Genomic DNA, 18,073 nt, shown 5'->3' on the forward strand with positions numbered 1-18,073 from the left:
CCGTGTCAGTCGCGCGGCTTGTCGCCGCCGCCCGTGGGCAGGGTCTTGTCGATCACCTCGTTGTCGGGCACGTCGTGCGGGCCGGGCTCGTCGGGTATCGGCCTGGGTTGCTGCGCCCGCGGCGCTTCCTCGTCGTCGGGCTGCTGCGGTGGGTTGCTGCCGGTCGCGTCCATGCGGTCCTCCCGGGAGTGGGAATGGGACAGCATCGCGCGTTCCCGCGGCAGCGCGGCGTAGGACGGGGCGCCGTTGGTGGATGAGCTTGCGCGCGCACTATGCTCCCGGCATGCACTCGACCCTCATGCCCGCCGCCTTCATCGGCCACGGCAGCCCGATGAACACGCTGGAGGACAACCGCTACACCAGCGCGTGGCGCGAACTGGGCCGCACGTTGCCGCGGCCGCGCGCCATCCTGTGCATCTCGGCGCACTGGTTCATCCATGGGAGCGCCGTCACGGCGATGCCGCAACCGCGCGTGATCCACGACTTCTACGGTTTCCCGCGCGAGCTGTTCGAGTTCGACTACCCGGCGCCGGGCGCGCCGGAGATCGCGCGCGAGATCGCGGAGGTGGTGCGTCCCGCCTACGTCGGCCTGGACGAAGACAGCTGGGGCCTGGACCACGGCACCTGGTCGGTGCTGGCGCACGTCTTCCCGAAAGCGGACATCCCGGTGCTGCAGCTGTCCCTGAATGGCGGCGAGGGCTCGCAGTACCACTTCGACCTGGGCGCGCGGCTGGCGCCGCTGCGCGAGCGCGGCATCCTCATCGTCGGCAGCGGCAACGTGGTGCACAACCTGCGCCGCATGGACCGTTCGCTGCGCGACCGCGCCTACGACTGGGGCGAGCGCTTCGACGCCGAGGTGCGCCGCATCATGACCACCGATCCCTCGCAGCTGCCTTCGGTGGAGCGGCATCCCGACTACCCGATGGCCGCGCCGTCGCCCGAGCACTTCCTGCCTCTGCTGTATTTGGCGGGGCTTGCGCATGCGGCGGGCGAGCGGCCTGTCCCGTTCGTCGAAGGCGGCACGATGGGCGGCATCACCATGACCGGCTACCTGCTCGGCGGCGCCAAGCCGGCCAGCCCGTCGTCGGGCGAAGCGGCGGGCGTGCCCGCAGGCGTGCCGGCGGAGCAGACCAACCTGTGACCACGCGGCTCGTGCTCGGCGACCACGCCACGCAGGCGGGCGATCTCGTCTTGCGCGTCGGCGTGGCCGAGGTCGCTGCGCTGTTCCGCCGCGACCCGCCCACGGCCGGGCAGATCGAAGCGGGGATCGACGTGGTGGAGGAAGCCATCGGCGCGCCCGCCGCGAAGTTCGCCGGCGCGACGCTGCAGGGCGAGGGCGCGCAGCTGGCCGCCATCGCCCGGGCCGCCGGCGTCGATGCCTCGCGCGAACCGCTCACCGCCGATGCGGTCGAGCGCGTGTTCACCCGGCTGGCGATGGCCGCGGGCGGATCGCTCCCTTCCGCCGACGCCTTGCCGCCCGGGCCGGACTTTGCTGCGACACTCCTGCTGCTGCGCGAACTGATGCACCACCTGCAGATCGGCGCGGTGAAACTGGAACCTCCGCATTCATTCCCTCCACCTTGACGCGGCCGGCAAGCGCATCAGCGCCCGGTCCTACAGCCGCGTTCGCGCGGATCGGCGACAAACGCGGGGCATGAACGTTCCCGCGGTCCACCGGGCGGCGCTCTGATGCCGCACCGCTTCCAACCCAGCGCGCCGCAGGCGCCGGTGACGCTGGACAACTGCGACCGCGAGCCCATCCATGTGCCGGGCCACGTGCAGCCGCATGGCGCGCTGCTGGCTTTCGGCGGCGACGGCATGCTGCACTGGGCCAGCCAGGACGCGGGCGGGCTGCTGCAGGCCATGCTGCCTTCGCTGGGCCAGAAGCTGGCGGAAGGCCACTTCGACGCGGACGGCGTCGCGCGGGGCGCGATCGAGGCGGTGCTGTCCCGCGGCTCCGCGCGCGTGGGCATGGTCGACCGCCACGAGGTCGCGTTCGGCTCGCGCACCTTCGACCTTCTGGTGCACCACAACGGCCACGCGGCGGTGGCCGAGTTCGAGATCCGCTCCGGCGACGGCGCGGCCGAGCGCACCGGCTTCGCCGGCCTGGCCTACACCAGCATGGCGCGCCTGCGGCAGCAGCGCAGCATCCGCGACCTGCTGGACACGGCGGTGGTGGAGCTGCGCGCCATCGCCGGCTTCGACCGGGTGATGGCCTACCGCTTCCGCCACGACGCCAGCGGTGACGTGGTCGCCGAAGCGTGCAGAGAAGACCTGGAACCCTTCCTGCACCGCCGCTACCCGGCCAGCGACATCCCGGCGCAGGCGCGGCGCCTGTATGTGCTGAACACGGTGCGGCAGATCGCGGACGTCGGCGCCAGGCCTGTGCCGCTGGTGGCGGACGTGCCTTCCACGCTGGACATGAGCTGGTGCAGCCTGCGCAGCGTGTCGCCGATCCACATCGAGTACCTCACCAACATGGGCGTGGCCGCTTCGATGAGCGTGTCCATCGTCATCGGCGGCCACCTGTGGGGCATGCTGGCCTGCCACCACATGTCGCCCAAGGTGGTGCCGTACGCCATGCGCACCGCGGCCGACGTGCTGGCGCAGCTGCTGGCCAGCAGCGTGCAGACCCTGTTGTCGGCCGAGCACTCGCGCCAGCTGGCGTTGGGCAGCGAACTGCGCGTGCGCCTGATCGAGAAGGTGACGCACGCCGACGCCACCATGGCCGGCATCACCCCGTTCGCGCAGGAGCTGTGCGCGCTGTTCCATGCCGAGGCGCTGGTCGCTTCGGAAGGCACGGAAACCTTCGTGCATGGCGGCGTGCCGGCCGAGGCGGCGGGCGAGCTGGTGCGCTGGCTGCGCGGGCACTCGCTGCCGCGCGGCATGCTGTGCGTGTCTTCGCGCGCGGAGCTGCCGCCCGAGCTGGCGGAAAGCCTGTGGCCGTACTGCGGCCTGATGGCGCTGCGCATGGAGGAAGAAGGCTCGGGCTGGCTGGTGCTGCTGCGCAAGGAGCAGGTCGAGACCATCGAGTGGGGCGGCCGGCCGGAGAAGCAGTACGTGCCCGGACCCAACGGCCCGCGCCTCACCCCGCGCGGCTCGTTCGACGTGTGGCGCGAGACGGTGCGCGGCATCACGCTGCCGTGGACCGACACCGAAAAGGAATTGGGCAGTTCGTTGCGCGGCGAACTGCTGCGCGCCACCGTGGCGCGGCAGGCGCAGATGGCCCGCGCGCGCGACCAGATGTTCGCGGTGCTGGGCCACGACCTGCGCAATCCGCTGCAGACCATCGCGATGGCTTCGCAGATGCTGCAGCGTGGCGCCGACGGCGCCAAGATCGGCCAGCGCATCAGCCGCAGCAGCTCGCAGATGGCGCGCCTCATCACCGACGTGCTGGACGTCTCGCGGCTGCAGGCCGGCATCGGCCTGGGCGTGCAGCCCGAGCCGGTGGACGTGGCCGCGGTGCTGCGCGAGATCGCGCAGGACTCGCGCATCGCGCATCCCAGCGTGGAAGTGGCGCTGGACGCGCCTTTCAGCTTCGTCGTGCCGGCCGATGCCGCGCGGCTGGAGCAGCTGCTGGACAACCTGCTGGGCAATGCGCGCCAGCACGGCGAGCCGGGGCATCCGGTGCGCGTCGCGTTGCGGCGCGAGGGCAGCGATGCAGTGGTGTCGGTCGCCAACCAGGGTCCGCCCATCCCGGGCGAACTGGCGAGCCAGCTGTTCAACCCGTACAAGCGGCAGTCGGTCGGCAACGAGCGCAACCGCGGCGGCCTGGGCCTGGGCCTGTACATCGCCAACGAGATCGCCCGCGCGCACGGCGGCACGCTCAGCTACCGCTACCAGGCGCCGGACGTCGTCTTCACCTTCCGCTGGCCGGGCGCGGGAGCCTAGGCGGCGCGCTCCGTCATCGGCCGCAGGCTGCGTCCCGGTGCCAGCTTGCGGATGCGCGCGGCGAAGCGCCAGCTGCGGGGCATTGAACCGAGCGCCTGGGCGCTCAGCCGATGCCGAGCCGCTTGCGCTCGGCCTGCATCTGGTCGGTGCCGTCGCGGCGGCCGATGATCCAGCCTTCCTTGGGCGCCAGCGCCGGGTACTTCACGTCCGCGATCTGCTTCCAGTCCTGGATCAGGTCGCGGTGCGCGATGCGCCACTCGCCGTCGCGCCGCTCCATGCGGTCCAGGTAGCGCGAGGAAGTGAACATGTCCATCGCGCCGCCGGGCTCGCCGGCCGCGCCGCCGGTCAGCTGCGCCAGCTGCGACTTGGCTTCCGGCGGGTACTGCTGGATGGTGCGCACGTAGGTTTCCACCAGCGCCACGTCGTCGGAAGCGAACTCGATCAGCAGGTTGCCGACGAAGTGGCTGGACGTGGCGATGGGCTTGTGCCGCACCAGGATCCATTCCACCAGCCCCTCGGCGGGGCCGATGTAGGGGCCATGACTGTCGATGGCGCCGGGCCAGAAGATGTCCAGCATGCCCTGCTTGTCCAGGCGGTCCACCGCCCGGCACCAGCGGTACATCAGGTCCTGGATCTGCAGGCGGTCGCGGATGCGCCCGGGACCGAAAGGATCGAGCGCCATCTCAACCCGCCTTCAGGCTCACGCGCTGCGACAACTCGCGCATCTGGTCCGCTTCGCGCTTCATCAGCGCGGCCAGGTCCTCCGGCGTGCCGCCGACGGGCACGATGCCGTAGCCGTCCAGCTTGGCCAGCACCGCCTTGTCGGCCAGCATGGCGTTCAGCGCGGCGTTCAGGCGCTGGATGATGGGGCGCGGCGTGCCCGCGGTCGCGCCGACGCTGAACCAGGGCGACGCGACGAAGCCGGGCAGCGTCTGGCTGAGCGTGGGCAGGTTGGGCAGTTGCGTCGAGGGCTTGGCCGACGTGACGGCCAGCGCCTTGATGCGGCCGGCCTGGATCAGCTTGAGCGCCGACGAGATCTGGTCGATGGAGAAGTCGATCTGGCCGCCGACCAGGTCGGTGAGCATGGGCGTGCCGCCCTTGTACGGCACGTGCACGGCGTTGACACCCGCGCGCAGCTTGAACATTTCGCACGACACGTGCGAGCTGGACGCGATGCCCGAGCTGCCGTACTGGAACTTGTTCGGGTTGGCCTTCATCAGCGCGATCAGCTCGGCCGGCGTGTTCACGGGGAGGTCTGCGCGCACCATCAGCACGTTCGGCGTTTCCGCGAGGTCGATCACCGGCGCGATGGAATCGATGGTGAAGGGCAGCTTCTCGTAGGCGAAGTGGTTGGTCACCATGGTGCCGACGGACCCCATGAGCAGCGTGTGGCCGTCGGGCTTGGCGCGCGCGACCGCGGCCACGCCGATGGTGCCCGTGGCGCCCGGCAGGTTCTCCACGATGACCGGCTTGCCCAGCGATTTCTGCAGGCTGTCGGCCACCATGCGGCCCAGGATGTCGGTCGAGCCGCCCGGCGGGAACGGCACCATGACCTTGACGGTCTGCTCGGGCCAGTCCTGCTGCGCGTGCGCGATGCCCGCCAGCGGCAGGGCGGCGCCCGCGGCGATCAGCTGTCGGCGTCGGATGTCCATTGCTTGTCTCCTATGTGGTGTGGGAATGCTTCAGGCCGCCCAGCGGGCGGCCAGTTGCGCGGCGATGCGCTGGCCTTGCGCCAGCCCGGCGCGCGCGCTGGGCAGGCGGCGCGCGGGGTCCAGCACGTTGTCGGTCATGGCTTCCAGCGATCCGGCGTCGGGCACGACGACGTGCACCTCGGTGCCCTGCGACTCCAGCGCGTACACCTCGGCGCGCAGGTGGCCGCAGACCGGGTCGCCGTCGCTCCAGCCGAGCGGCGCGACCACCAGCACCGACCTGGCGCCGGCGGCAAGGTCCGCGTTGGTGTGCGAGCGGATGCCGCCGTCCATCCACAGCGCGCCGCCGATCGGCACGCAGGGCCAGGCGCCGGGCACGGCGCAGCTGGCGGCGATGGCATCGACGAAGTCGACGCCGCTGGCGCGGTCGAACAGCCGGTGTTCGGCGGTGGCGGTGTCGACGGCCACCACGCGCAGGTTGCCCTCCGGCCAGTCGGCGGTGGGCAGGCGCGAGGCGATGATGTCGCGCCGCATCGGCAGCGGCACGGTCTCGCTGCGCAGCGCGTAGGCCGCGATGCGCTTGCGGGCGGCGACGACGTCGCCGCCCACCTTGTCGATCAGCTGCCGGTTGCGGGCGTCGGAGTCGGCCTGCGAATAGGGACGCGCCGTTTCCTTGGAGTCCGCGGGCGGCGCCAGCTGCGCGGAAAGCAGTTGGTCCAGCGGCACGCCGGCGGCGATCTGCGCGCCGACCACCGAGCCGCCGGAGGTGCCGATGATCACGTCGGCGCGCGCGATGTCCACGCCCTCGCGTGCCAACCCCGCGCGCAGGCCGGTGATCCAGGCGATGCCGGCGACGCCGCCGCCGCCCAGCACCAGCGCCTTCTTCACAGCACGCCCTTTTCGGCCAGGTCGGCCATCTGCTCGACGGTGAGGCCCAGCATGCCGCCGTAGACCTCTTCGTTGTGCTGGCCCAGGTCGGGCGCGGGCTCGATCGGCTTTTCCTGAACGCCGCCGAACTTGGGCACCACGCCGGCCATGCGCACCGGGCCGATGGCGGGGTCGGGCACCGAGGCGATGGTGCCCCGCGCCTGGTAGTGCGGGTCGTTCATGATGTCCTCGATGGTGTAGATGAACGAGTAGGCGAGCTTGGCCTCGTCCAGCTTCGCGCACAGCTGCTCCACCGGCTGCTGCTCGATCCATTGCGCCAGCGCGGCGTTCAGTTCGTCCACGTGCTGCCAGCGCTTCTCGTGCGTGGCGAAGCGCTCGTCGGCCAGCCAGTCTTGGCGGCCCATGGCCTGCGCCAGGCGCTGGAAGCCCGCGTCGGCGGACACGGTGAGGATGACGTAGCGGCCGTCCGAGGTGCGGAAGTGCTCGCCCGGCGCCGCGGCGAAATGCTTGTTGCCGCGCCGCTCGCGCACGGTGCCCAGGCGGTCGTAGGCCGGCACCAGCACTTCGGTGAAGCGGATGATGGCCTCGTACATCGCCAGGTCGATCTCCTGGCCTTCGCCGCCGCGCAGGTCGCGGTGGTAGATGGCCATCATCAGCGCGAAGGCGCCGAGGATCGCGGACTGGTAGTCGGCGATGGAAGTCCCGATGCGCACCGGCGGGCGGTCCGGGAAGCCGGTGATGCCCATCAGGCCGCCGAAAGCCAGCGCGATGCGGTCGTAGCCCGCGCGCTCGCGGTAGGGACCGGTCTGGCCGAAGCCGGAGATGCGCAGCAGCACCAGCCTGGGGTTGCGCGCCTTCATCTCCTCGTAACCCAGGCCCCACTTCTCCAGCGTGCCGGGGCGGAAGTTCTCCACCACCGCGTCGGCCTGCTCGACCAGGCGCAGCAGCAGCTCGCGGCCTTCGGGCTGGCGCAGGTCCAGCGTGACGGACTTCTTGTTGCGGTTCTCGACGCTCCAGTACAGGCACTTGCCGTCGACGAAGGGACCCAGGTCGCGCACGGTGTCGCCGCGCTTGGGTACTTCCACCTTGATCACCTCGGCGCCGAAGTCGGCGAAGAGCGTCGCCGCCACCGGACCGGCCACCATGGTGCCCAGGTCCAGGATGCGCAGGCCGCTCAGCAGGTGAGGGCCGGGCTGGGCGCCGACCTTCACGCCGACTCCCCGACCAGTCCCTGCGACTTGGCGCCGGAACGCGCGCGCACCACGTAGTCGGCCAGGCCGTTGCGGCGCGTCATGTGCCAGTAGTCGTCGTTGCGGAACGGCGTGGGCGCCACGACGCGGCCCTGCGCGTTGCGGTACCAGTTGGACATGCCCTTGTGCGTCCAGATCATGCGGGCATGCGCTTCCTGCACGCGCTCGTTGTACTCGTCGTGCAGGTCCTGGCGCACCTCGATCTCGAACGGCCAGTCGTGGTTGGCCATCGCCTGCTTCAGCAGGCTCATGACGTACTGCACCTGCGTTTCCAGCAGCGCCACCACGCTGCCGCCGTGGCCCAGCGCCGTGTTGGGGCCGGCCAGCATGAAGAAGTTGGGGAAGCCCGGCGTCGCCACGCCCAGGTAGGCCTGCGCGCCCTTGGCGTCCCAGGCTTCGCGCACCGTCTTGCCGCCGCGGCCCACCAAGTTGAACGACGACAACAGGTTGATGGCGTCGAAGCCGGTGCAGACCACCAGGACGTCGAACTCGTGGCGCGTGCCGTCGCGCGTGACCACCGCGTTGCCGTCGACGCGCTCGATGCCGTCGTTGACGATCTTCACGTTGTCGCGCGTGGCGGTGCGGAACCAGCCGTTGTCCATCAGCATGCGCTTGCCGAAGGGCGGGTAGTCGGGCAGCACGCTGGGCAGCAGGTCCTGGCGGCCGCCCAGTTCCTTCTTCACGTACTCGACGAACATCTCGCGGTGCTTGTCGTTGCGGCGGTTGATCGAGCGTTCCGGGTGCGGCCACGCCGGGTCGACCTGCAGCGACGAGTGCACGCGGTCGTTGAAGATCCAGGCCAGGCGCTGGCGGTACCAGGGCTGGTAGAACGGCACTTCCTTCAGCAGGAAGCGCGCGGCGGGCGGCACCGGCTTCTGGAAGCGGTCGAACGGCGCGGCCCACTGCCTGGAGCGCTGGAACACCGTGAGTTGCGCCACTTCGGCGGCGATGGCCGGCACGATCTGCATGGCGCTGGCACCGTTGCCGATGACGCCCACGCGCTTGCCGGCGACTCGGAGGCCCTTCGGCCAGCGGGCGCTGTGGAAGCAGGGGCCGGGGAAGGTGTCCAGCCCGGGGATGTTCGGCATCTTGGGCACGTTGAGCAGGCCCACCGCGCTGATGACGACGTTGGCGCGCAGCACATCGGCCTGGCCCGCCGCGTCGGACACGCGCACGGTCCAATCCATGTCGGCCTCGTTGTAGACGGCCGATTCCACCTTGGTGTCGAAGCGGATGTGCGGGCGCACGCCGAAGTCGTGCGACACCTTCACGAAGTACGCCTGGATCTCCTCGCGCAGCGCGAAGTAGCGCGTCCAGTCTTCCTTGGCGAAGGAATACGAGTAGATGTGGTTGGGCGTGTCCACGCCCGCGCCGGGGTAGTGGTTCTCGTACCAGGTGCCGCCCACTTCGCCGTTCTTCTCGATCACGGTGTGCGGGATGCCCGCGCCGCGCAGGCGGATGGAAGCGCACAGCCCGGCGACGCCCGCGCCGATGACGACCGCGTGGAAGTCTTCCGGCACGCGGTACCGGCCTTGCTGGTCGATGCGGAACTCGGCGTCCAGGCCCAGCCACGCGCCGACCATGGGGCCGTACGAGGCGGGCACTTCCTCGCCGACGCTGCGGCGGAGCATGTCCACCAGTTCGTCGATGCCGGGGTCGGGCAGGGCGGGCGCCTGGCCGGCCTTCCACGCCAGGATGGCCGTGCGCGCGGCGGCGCGCACTTCGTCCTGCACGTCCTGCGGCAGGCCGCCGCTGTCGTGGTCCTCGATGCCGTGGATGCGGGTGCACTGGTAGCGGTCACCCAGCCAGCGGCGCTCGCCGGTCAGGTGCAGCAGCACCATCAGCAGCGTGGGCACGTTGGCGGTGGGCAGCGCGCGATCGAGTTCGGCGGTCCAGTTCGGATCGGTTCGGGTGGTCATGGGCTTGTTTCGGGCAAGGCTCCGCCGAAGCCGCGGGCCGCGGCGGAGTCGCAAGGGACGTTGGAAAAGGGTGGGGTGCGGGCTTACTGGGCCTGCATGCCGGAGGTGCGCACCACGTCACCCCACTTGGCGTATTCGCTGGCGACGATCTTGCCGGCCTGCTGCGGCGTGCTGTGCCAGGGCTCGAAGCCCAGCTGCAGCAGGCGCTTCTTCACTTCGGGCTTGGCCAGCACCTGGCCGACCTGCTGGTTCAGCTTCTGCACGATGGCCTCGGGCGTGCCGGGCGGTGCGACCAGGCTGGTCCAGCCCAGCGCCTCGTAGCCGTTCACGCCGGCTTCGGCCATCGTCGGCACGTCGGGGAACAGCGGCGAGCGCTTGCTGTCCAGCACCGCCAGCGGCTTGAGCTTGCCGGTGCGGATGTTCTCCTGCTGCGCGCCGATGGTGTCCACCATCAGCGGCACGCGGCCGGACATCACGTCGATGGAAGCCTGCGCGCCGCCGGGGTAGGAGACGGACGTGATGTTCACGTCGGCCTTGGACTTGAACAGCTGCAGCGCCAGCTCGAAAGCCTGCGCGCCGGACGCGAACATCAGCTCGCCCGGACGGGCCTTGGCTTCGCGCACCAGCGCGTTCACGTTGTCGTACTTGAAGGCCGGGCTGGCCAGCAGGATCATCGGCGCCTTGGCCACCATGGTGATGGGCTCGAAGTCCTTCAGCGGGTCGTACAGGCGGGTCTTGGTCAGGTGCGGCCCGGTGGTCAACGTGCCGCTGACGCCCAGGCCCAGCGTGTAGCCGTCGGCCGGCGACTTGGCCACGACGCTCATGCCCAGCATGCCGCCAACGCCGGGCCGGTTCTCGACGACGAAACCTTGGTTGTTCATCGCCTGCAGTTCCTGGGCGACCAGGCGGGCGACGATGTCGGAAGCGCCGCCCGGCGGGTAGCCGACGACGATCTTCACGGGTTTGTTCGGGTAGGCCGGGCCCTGCGCGAGTACCGCGGGCGCGGCGACCGCCATGCAGGCGGCGAGGAGGAAGGTCGAGCGTTTCAAGACTTGTCTCCGGATCTCTGTCAAATGCGTCGGGCCAGTATGGGCCGGGGCCGCATGCGGGTGAACCGCGAGGTCGCTATTTGTGCACATGCTGAACATTCTGGGCTTGCGCTCTCTGGTGGTCAGCCAGGATGATGTGCACATGGTGAACAAAAAGGCTCCCGCCCCGCCCGGGGACACCGGCGCCCGCGTGCAAGGCGCGCAGACGGTGTTCCGCGCGATGGACCTGCTCAAGCTGGTGGGCCTGAACCACGAGCAGGGCATGTCGCTGCAGTCGCTGGTGGCCGCGACGGCCCTGGACCGTACGACCACCTACCGGCTTCTCAGTTCCCTGGTGCAGACGGGCATGGTGGCGCGCGATTCGCGCAAGCTGTATCGCCTGGGGCTGGAGGCGATGCAGCTGGGGCTCGCCACCATGAGCCGCGTGCCCATCATCGAGCGCTGCCGGCCGATGATGATCCGGCTGGCTCGCCGCACCGAGGACACGGTGTACCTGGTGGTGCGCAACGGCGACTTCGCGCATTGCGTTCACTACGAGGAAGGCGCGTTTCCCATCAAGGCGCTGGTGCTGCAGGTGGGCGGGCTGCGGCCGCTGGGCGTGGGTTCCGCGGGCAGCGCGCTGATGGCGACGCTGACCGACGCCGAACTCGCCGCGTTCCACGCGCGCCAGCGGGCCAGCCTTCCTCCGGAGCGCAGCTCGCTCGCGCATTTGCGTCGGCAGGTGGCGCAGACGCTCAAGCGCGGTTACGCCGCCACCGACAACCTGGTGGCCGACGGCGTCAGCGGCGTCGGCATGTACTTCGAGGTGACGCCCGGCACCTACGCGGCGATCAGCGTGGGCGCGATCCGCGCGCGCATGCAGGACGAGCGCCGGGCCTGGGTGGCCGGCGTGATGGCGGATGAGCTGGGCGCGTCGGGCTGGGGCGTGCCTTTGCCCTAGGCCTTTCCCTCGGGTGCGAAGTCGCGCAAGCGCCGGCCGCTTCGTCCACCAGTCCGCAGGGCGACCACTGCACGTTCGGCACGCCGCGCGAATGTCGAGATCTCGTGCCGGATCGCGAGCCTTCCGTTATCCACCCTGGCCGTCCTGGTGGTTGCGGGCGTGCCCGCCGGACCCGAGGCCGGTCAACCGCACAGCGCCAGCGTGCGCTCGTCGCGATCACCCCCGTAGTAGCGATCGAGCAGCCGCGCGAAAAGAGGTTCTTCCGGCGCGGCGAGTTCGAACAGCGTGAGGCAGGACCGCAGCTTCAGGTCGTCGGGGCTGCCGAGGATGTCGTGCGCGCTGAGGTTTTCCACCTGCATCAGCGCCTCGCAGCATTCGCGCAGGCGTGCACCGAGCAACGGGTGTTTCCAGTACGCACATGCTTCGTCCAGCGAACGCAGCCCGTAGCGGCGCGCCATGCCGCTGCGGCCCAGCGCTTCGTGCTGCGGAAAGACGAACCACATCCAATGCGTGCGCTTGTCGCCGGCGTGCAGCTCGGCCAGCGCGGTGGCGTAGACGGGCGCCTGCGCATCGACGAAGCGCTGCAGGTCGAAAGCATCCCGCGTGTCCATCCGCCCATCTTGCCGCGCCCCCGGGCGCGTGCGCCGGAATCCTCCACAATCGCAGTTTCCCAACGCAATCCCTCCAGGCTCTTCCATGACCTACCCCAACACCAAGCTCTTCATCAACGGCGAGTGGCAGGACGCCGCGGACGGCCGCACGCTGGCCGTGCACAACCCGGCCACGGGCCAGGAGATCGGCCGCGTGGCGCACGCGAGCAAGGTGGATCTGGACCGTGCGCTGGACGCGGCGCAGAAGGGCTTCCTGACCTGGCGCGACATGACCGCCGCCGATCGCAGCAAGGTCATGCGCAAGGCCGCCGGCCTGATGCGCGAGCGCGCCGAAGCCATCGGCCGCCTGCTGACGCAGGAGCAGGGCAAGCCGCTGGTGGAAGCCAAGGGCGAGGCCATGGCCGCCGCCGACATCATCGAGTGGTTCGCGGACGAAGGCATGCGCGTGTACGGCCGGCTGGTGCCGTCGCGCTGGAACCTGGCGGTGCGCCAGATGGTGGTGAAGGACCCGGTGGGCCCCGTGGCCGCGTTCACGCCGTGGAACTTCCCGATCAACCAGGTGGTGCGCAAGGTCGGCGCCGCGTTGGCGGCCGGCTGCTCCATGCTGGTGAAGGCGCCGGAAGAGACGCCGGCGGGTCCCGCCGAGCTGATCCGTGCTTTCCAGGACGCGGGCCTGCCGCCCGGCGTGCTGGGCCTGGTGTACGGCGACCCGGCCGAAATCTCCAGCTACCTGATCCCGCACCCGGTCATCCGCAAGATCACGTTCACCGGCAGCACGCCGGTGGGCAAGCAGCTGGCCGCGATGGCGGGCCAGCACATGAAGCGCGTGACGATGGAGCTGGGCGGCCACGCGCCGGTCATCGTCTGCGACGACGCCGACATCGCGCTGGCGGTGAAGTCCGCCGGCGCCGCCAAGTTCCGCAACGCGGGCCAGGTTTGCATCTCGCCGACGCGCTTCCTGGTGCACGAGAGCGTGCGCGAGGAATTCGCGTCCCTGCTGGCCAAGCAGGCGCAGGCGCTGAAGGTGGGCGACGGCTTGGCCGAAGGCACGCAGATGGGCCCGCTGGCCAACCCGCGCCGCGTGACCGCGATGGCCGAGTTCATGAAGGACGCGGTGGAGAAGGGCGCCAAGGTGCTGGCCGGCGGCGAGCGCATCGGCACGGCCGGCAACTTCTGGCAGCCCACCATCCTGGACGAAGTGCCGCTGCAGGCCAAGGTGTTCAACGACGAGCCTTTCGGCCCCGTCGCCGCCATCCGCGCGTTCAAGACGATGGACGAGGCGATCGCCGAAGCCAACCGCCTGTCGTTCGGCCTGGCCGGCTACGCGTTCACCAAGTCGCTGAAGAACGCCGACCTGCTGACGCGCCGCGTGGAAGTCGGCATGCTGTGGGTGAACATGCCCGCGATGCCGTCCGCCGAGATGCCGTTCGGCGGCGTGAAGGATTCGGGCTACGGCAGCGAAGGCGGGCCGGAGGCGCTGGAGGCCTACCTGAACGCGCGCGCGGTGGCGATCGCGAACGTCTGAGCGCGCTGCGCGCCAAGGCGCAAGCCATGGATCTCCGCCTGCGCGGGGATGACGCTCCGTAGAAAGAGGGCCTCCACGGGCCCTCTTTCCATTTCCGCGCACTCGCCGCCCACCGCGTCATTCCCGCGCAGGCGGGATCCACGGCTTGCGGGTTTCTACACCGGCACTGTGTAGTTCAATGTCATCCGCCCGCCGTCCACCACCACGATCTCGCCGGTGACGTAGCTCGCCGCATCGCTGGCCAGCCAGGCGACGGCATCCGCGATCTCGGACGGTTCGCCCAGCCGCTTCATCGGCGTGCGGCTCATGATGCGAGATCGCTGCTCGTCACTCGTCAGCACCGCCTTGGCCGCCAGCTCGGTGGCGATTGTTCCCGGTGCGACGGCGTTCACGCGGATGCCCTTGTCGGCCAGCGCCAGCGCCATCACGCGCGTGAGCTGGTTGATGCCGCCCTTGCTGACGTTGTAGCTGGCGATGGTGGGGATGGCGAGCACGCCGTTCACCGAGCTCATGTTCACGATGGACCCGCGCCCGGCCTTGGCCATCTCGCGCGCGGCGGCCTGGCCCACGAGGAACGAGCCTTTGAGGTTGACGCGCAGCACGGCGTCGAAATCCGCTTCGCTGACCTCGAGGAAATCCGAAGCCTTGAAGATGCCGGCGTTGTTCACCAGCACGTCCAGCCGGCCGTAGCGGCGCACGGTTTCGGCGACGAGCGTGTCGACCTGCACCTTGTCGCCCACGTCGCAGGCGACGAACAGGCCGCCGAGCTCCTTCGCCAGCGCCTCGCCGCGGTCGCGCGAAACGTCGGCGATGACGGGGATCGCGCCGTCCTTCGCGAAGCGGCGCGCGCACGCCTCGCCGATGCCCTGCGAACCGCCGGTGACGATGCAGACGCGGCCCTGCAGGCCGAAATTGACTTCACTCATGCCCGGATCGTACCTGCCCAGGCATCGACGAAGGCCTGCGCGCGCAAGCCCACCTCGGCCGCGGACAGGCCGGGCTTGAACAGCGCGGAGCCGATGCCGAAACCATCCGCGCCCGCGGCGCGGTACTCGGCCATGTTGTCGGCGGCGATCCCGCCGACGGGCAGCAGGCGCACGCCGCGAGGCAGCACGGCGCGCATCGCTTTCACCGCAGCCGGAGGAATGGCCTCGGCGGGGAAGAGCTTCAGTCCCGTGGCGCCGGCGTCCAGCGCGGCGAAAGCTTCGGTGGGCGTCGCCACGCCCGGCAGGCAGGCCAGGCCGAGCTCGCGCGTTTCCTGCACGACAGCGGCCGAGAAGTTGGGCGCGACGATCAATCGCCCGCCCGCGGCCTGGATCGGGCCGACTTCCTGCCGCCGCAGCACGGTGCCGGCCCCCACCATCGCCTGCGGGAAAGCGCGTGACAGCGCCGCGATGCTTCGCAGCGGGTCGGGCGAGTTGAGCGGCACTTCCAGCAGGCGAAAGCCCGCGTCGACCAGCGCGCGGCCGACGTCCACGGCTTCTTCGGGACGCAGGCCGCGCAGGATGGCCACCAGCGGGCAGGCGGCGAAAGCGGCGTCGAATTCGATGGGTTGGATCATGCGGTCGTGTCCAGGGTTTGCGCCAGCGACCACAGGCCTTGCCAGGTGGCTTCCGCGCCGAGTTCGCGCGCTTGCACGCCGAGGACGGACAAGGCGAGCGCGTAGCGGCGGGTCAGCGCGGGCGAGCCGATCAGCACGGGCTGCAACGCGCTGTTCTGCAGCCGCTGCGCGCGCAGTTCCTCGCCGATGACCAGGCCCGAGAGGTAGCTGCCGCCCGCGGCTTCGGTCAGTTCGCCGAAGAGCGAGAGCGCGCGTGCACTGAACGCGCCATGCAGCAAGCTGCCGGCGCGCAGCGCGTGCTGCACGCCGCGCAGGAAGGCGGTGTTGTCTTGCGCGCCCTCGGCCATGGTGCGCGCCAGGATGGTGTGCTGGCGCAGGGCTGCGTAGACCTCGCCGGTCATGAAGGTCGAGAAGCCGGTGATGCGGCCGCCGGCCACGCGCACCCACTTGCTGTGGGTGCCGGGCAGCACGAAGAGGCCGTGGTCCGTGTCCAGGCGCTGCAGCGCGCCGAACACCTGCACTTCTTCGCCGCGCATCACGTCGGGCACGCCGGCTTCGCGCGCGCTCAGGCCGGGCACCAGGCCGACCCGCGCGCCGCCGGGCACATCGTCCAGCCACAGCACGTGGTCCGCGAGCTCGGCCGCGCCGGCGGGGCAGGGGCAGTAGGGCGCTTCGCGCCAGCCTTGCCGGCTGCCGACCATGCCGCTGGCGAGGCAGGTGGCGCCGTGCAGCGGCCATCCTTGCGTGATGCGCTCGAAGACGGCGGGGAAGCCGCCTGCCGGCACTTGCAGGATGCCGTCGGTGCTGGAGCGCTCTTCCAGGACTTGCCCGCGTTCGTCCAGGCGCGCGGCGCGAAGGGAGGAGGTGCCCCAGTCGAAGGCGATGAGGGCGGTCATGGGGGGATGGTAGCCACGACGCTTGTCATGGCGGGCTTGACCCGCCATCCATCTCCGGAAAGACGATCTGGCGTGTCCGGCGGGCGGGCGGTGGATGCCGGGTCAAGCCCGGCATGACAGGGGCTGTTCCTCAGTGGTTGTCGCGCGGCACGAATGCGCCGCGCTTACCGACCAGGAAGTCGAGATCGACGCCCTGGTCCGCTTGCAGCACGTGATCGACGTAAAGCTTCCAGTACCCCGAATCCAGCGGCGGCTTCGGCGGTGTCCATGCCTTCATGCGAGCCTGCATCTCTTCATCGCTGATGTGCAGGTGCAGGCGGCGGTTGGGCACGTCCAGTTCGACGATGTCGCCGTTCTTCACGATGGCCAGCGGCCCGCCCGCGGCGGCCTCGGGCGCGGTGTGCAGCACCACGGTGCCGTACGCCGTGCCGCTCATGCGCGCGTCGCTGATGCGGACCATGTCGGTGACGCCCTTGCGCAGCACCTTGGGCGGCAGCGGCATGTTGCCCACCTCGGCCATGCCGGGGTAGCCCTTGGGGCCGCAGTTCTTCAGCACCAGCACGCAGGTTTCGTCGACGTCCAGGTTCTCGTCGTCGATGCGCTTGTGGAAGTCCTCGATGTCCTCGAACACCACGGCGCGGCCCTTGTGCACCATCAGCGCCGGTGTCGCGGCGCTGGGCTTGATGACGGCGCCGCGCGGCGCCAGGTTGCCGCGCAGCACCGCGATGCCGGCCTTGTCCTTGAACGGCTTGTCCAGCGGCTGGATCACTTCCGTGTTGTAGTTCTGCGCGCCTTCGATGTTCTGGCCCACGGTGGTGCCGTTGGCGGTGATGGCGTCCAGGTGCAGGTGCTGGCGGATCTCGTTCATCACCACCGGCAGGCCGCCCGCGTAGCAGAAGTCTTCCATCAGGTGCTTGCCGGAAGGCTGCAGGTTCACCAGGCACGGCAGTTCGGAGCCGAGCTTGTCGAAGTCCTCGATGGACAGCTCCACCCCGATGCGGCGCGCGATGGCGATGAGGTGGATCACCGCGTTGGTCGATCCGCCGATGGCGGCCAGCGTCTTGATGGCGTTCTCGAAAGCCTGGCGCGTGAGGATCTTCGACAGCTTCAGGTCCTCGTGCACCATGTCCACGATGCGGCGGCCCGCGTTGCGCGCGATGACGTTGCGGCGGCCGTCCACCGCGGGGTAGGCCGCGTTGCCCGGCAGGCCGATGCCCAGCGCCTCGACCATGCTGGCCATGGTGGAAGCGGTGCCCATCGTCATGCAGTGGCCGTGGCTGCGGTGCATGCAGCTTTCCGCTTCGAAGAAGTCCTGCAGCTTCAGCGTGCCGGCGCGCACCTGCTCGCTCATGCTCCACACGCCGGTGCCCGAGCCCAGTTCCTGCCCGCGCCACTTGCCGTTGAGCATCGGGCCGCCGCTGACGCCGATGGTGGGCAGGTCGACGCTGGAAGCGCCCATCACCAGCGAAGGCGTGGTCTTGTCGCAGCCCATCAGCAGCACCACGCCGTCGACCGGATTGCCGCGGATGGACTCTTCGACGTCCATGCTGGCGAGGTTGCGATACAGCATGGCGGTGGGGCGCAGCAGCGTTTCACCGAGCGACATCACCGGGAATTCGAGCGGGAAGCCGCCCGCTTCGTACACGCCGATCTTCACCTGCTCGGCCAGCGTGCGGAAATGCGAGTTGCAGGGCGTGAGTTCGCTGAACGTGTTGCAGATGCCGATGACGGGGCGGCCATCGAACTGGTCGTGCGGCACGCCCTTGCCCTTCACCCAGCTGCGGTACGCGAAGCCGTCGCGGTCCTGTCGGCCGAACCACTGCTGGCTGCGCAGCTCCTCGGGTTTCTTGCGGGGCTTGCTGGACGACGTCATGCGGGTAACTCCGGAGAAAGG

General features: G+C 70.1%; 17 protein-coding genes. 5 read left to right on the forward strand and 12 right to left on the reverse strand.

The features are described from left to right. Positions 1-5: 5 nt before the first annotated feature. A complete protein-coding gene (locus tag EZ216_RS21225) occupies positions 6-173 on the reverse strand; it encodes a hypothetical protein (protein WP_167772791.1) in 168 nt (55 codons plus the stop codon). 110 nt (positions 174-283) lie between these two features. Here EZ216_RS21225 and ygiD point away from each other — a divergent pair, with 110 nt between their 5' ends. The 3 genes from ygiD (at position 284) to EZ216_RS00810 (ending at position 3,891) form a co-directional block, all read left to right on the forward strand. Next, positions 284-1,141, forward strand: a complete 858-nt coding sequence (ygiD, locus tag EZ216_RS00800) for a 4,5-DOPA-extradiol-dioxygenase (protein WP_205959600.1) — start codon at positions 284-286, stop codon at positions 1,139-1,141. Then, positions 1,138-1,584 carry a hypothetical protein gene (locus EZ216_RS00805; protein ID WP_135247674.1) on the forward strand — a complete coding sequence of 149 codons (447 nt, stop codon included), beginning with the start codon at positions 1,138-1,140 and terminating at the stop codon, positions 1,582-1,584. Before ygiD ends, EZ216_RS00805 begins: the two co-directional genes overlap by 4 nt. 105 nt (positions 1,585-1,689) lie before the next feature. Then, on the forward strand, positions 1,690-3,891 hold the full coding sequence (locus EZ216_RS00810; RefSeq protein ID WP_135247675.1) for an ATP-binding protein: 2,202 nt from the start codon (positions 1,690-1,692) through the stop codon (positions 3,889-3,891). Between the two features lie 103 nt (positions 3,892-3,994). On the opposite strand, the gene EZ216_RS00815 is transcribed toward EZ216_RS00810, so the two are convergent. From EZ216_RS00815 to EZ216_RS00840, 6 genes are all read right to left on the reverse strand, one after another. Next, positions 3,995-4,573: a nuclear transport factor 2 family protein gene (locus EZ216_RS00815; RefSeq protein ID WP_135247676.1), complete on the reverse strand. Its 579-nt coding sequence runs from the start codon at positions 4,571-4,573 to the stop codon at positions 3,995-3,997. 1 nt (position 4,574) lies between these two features. After that, positions 4,575-5,543, reverse strand: a complete 969-nt coding sequence (locus EZ216_RS00820; protein WP_135247677.1) for a Bug family tripartite tricarboxylate transporter substrate binding protein — start codon at positions 5,541-5,543, stop codon at positions 4,575-4,577. A 30-nt stretch (positions 5,544-5,573) separates the two neighbouring features. Continuing rightward, complete coding sequence (locus EZ216_RS00825) at positions 5,574-6,428, reverse strand: patatin-like phospholipase family protein (protein ID WP_135247678.1); 855 nt, start codon at positions 6,426-6,428, stop codon at positions 5,574-5,576. Then, positions 6,425-7,639, reverse strand: a complete 1,215-nt coding sequence (locus EZ216_RS00830) for a CaiB/BaiF CoA transferase family protein (RefSeq protein WP_239024242.1) — start codon at positions 7,637-7,639, stop codon at positions 6,425-6,427. The genes EZ216_RS00825 and EZ216_RS00830 overlap by 4 nt, the downstream gene beginning before the upstream one ends. After that, positions 7,636-9,597, reverse strand: coding sequence for a flavin-containing monooxygenase (locus EZ216_RS00835; RefSeq protein ID WP_135247679.1), 1,962 nt, complete (start codon positions 9,595-9,597; stop codon positions 7,636-7,638). Before EZ216_RS00835 ends, EZ216_RS00830 begins: the two co-directional genes overlap by 4 nt. An 83-nt stretch (positions 9,598-9,680) precedes the next feature. Continuing rightward, complete coding sequence (locus tag EZ216_RS00840) at positions 9,681-10,646, reverse strand: Bug family tripartite tricarboxylate transporter substrate binding protein (RefSeq protein ID WP_167772792.1); 966 nt, start codon at positions 10,644-10,646, stop codon at positions 9,681-9,683. Positions 10,647-10,788: 142 nt separating this feature from the next. On the opposite strand from EZ216_RS00840, the gene EZ216_RS00845 reads away from it, so the two are divergent. Then, positions 10,789-11,586 (forward strand): IclR family transcriptional regulator, encoded by a 798-nt coding sequence (locus tag EZ216_RS00845; protein WP_135247681.1) that lies wholly within the window; start codon positions 10,789-10,791, stop codon positions 11,584-11,586. 182 nt (positions 11,587-11,768) lie between these two features. Here the strand turns inward: EZ216_RS00845 and EZ216_RS00850 are convergent, their stop codons facing one another. Beyond that, positions 11,769-12,197 carry a DUF1810 domain-containing protein gene (locus EZ216_RS00850; protein ID WP_135247682.1) on the reverse strand — a complete coding sequence of 143 codons (429 nt, stop codon included), beginning with the start codon at positions 12,195-12,197 and terminating at the stop codon, positions 11,769-11,771. Between the two features lie 85 nt (positions 12,198-12,282). Between EZ216_RS00850 and EZ216_RS00855 the strand changes: the two genes are divergently transcribed. Beyond that, the gene (locus EZ216_RS00855; protein ID WP_135247683.1) at positions 12,283-13,722 is read left to right on the forward strand and encodes an NAD-dependent succinate-semialdehyde dehydrogenase; all 1,440 of its coding nucleotides are present in this window, start codon (positions 12,283-12,285) and stop codon (positions 13,720-13,722) included. 155 nt (positions 13,723-13,877) lie between these two features. On the opposite strand, the gene EZ216_RS00860 is transcribed toward EZ216_RS00855, so the two are convergent. From EZ216_RS00860 to EZ216_RS00875, 4 genes are all read right to left on the reverse strand, one after another. Further along, positions 13,878-14,648 carry an SDR family NAD(P)-dependent oxidoreductase gene (locus EZ216_RS00860; RefSeq protein WP_135247684.1) on the reverse strand — a complete coding sequence of 257 codons (771 nt, stop codon included), beginning with the start codon at positions 14,646-14,648 and terminating at the stop codon, positions 13,878-13,880. Beyond that, positions 14,645-15,283, reverse strand: a complete 639-nt coding sequence (locus EZ216_RS00865; protein ID WP_135247685.1) for a 2-dehydro-3-deoxy-6-phosphogalactonate aldolase — start codon at positions 15,281-15,283, stop codon at positions 14,645-14,647. The genes EZ216_RS00860 and EZ216_RS00865 overlap by 4 nt, the downstream gene beginning before the upstream one ends. Further along, positions 15,280-16,179, reverse strand: a complete 900-nt coding sequence (locus EZ216_RS00870; protein WP_135247686.1) for a 2-dehydro-3-deoxygalactonokinase — start codon at positions 16,177-16,179, stop codon at positions 15,280-15,282. Before EZ216_RS00870 ends, EZ216_RS00865 begins: the two co-directional genes overlap by 4 nt. 130 nt (positions 16,180-16,309) lie before the next feature. Then, the gene (locus tag EZ216_RS00875) at positions 16,310-18,052 is read right to left on the reverse strand and encodes an IlvD/Edd family dehydratase (RefSeq protein ID WP_135247687.1); all 1,743 of its coding nucleotides are present in this window, start codon (positions 18,050-18,052) and stop codon (positions 16,310-16,312) included. Positions 18,053-18,073 lie beyond the last annotated feature (21 nt).

The sequence above is a fragment of the Ramlibacter humi genome (assembly GCF_004681975.1).
GTDB classification, from domain to species: Bacteria; Pseudomonadota; Gammaproteobacteria; order Burkholderiales; family Burkholderiaceae_C; genus Ramlibacter; species Ramlibacter humi.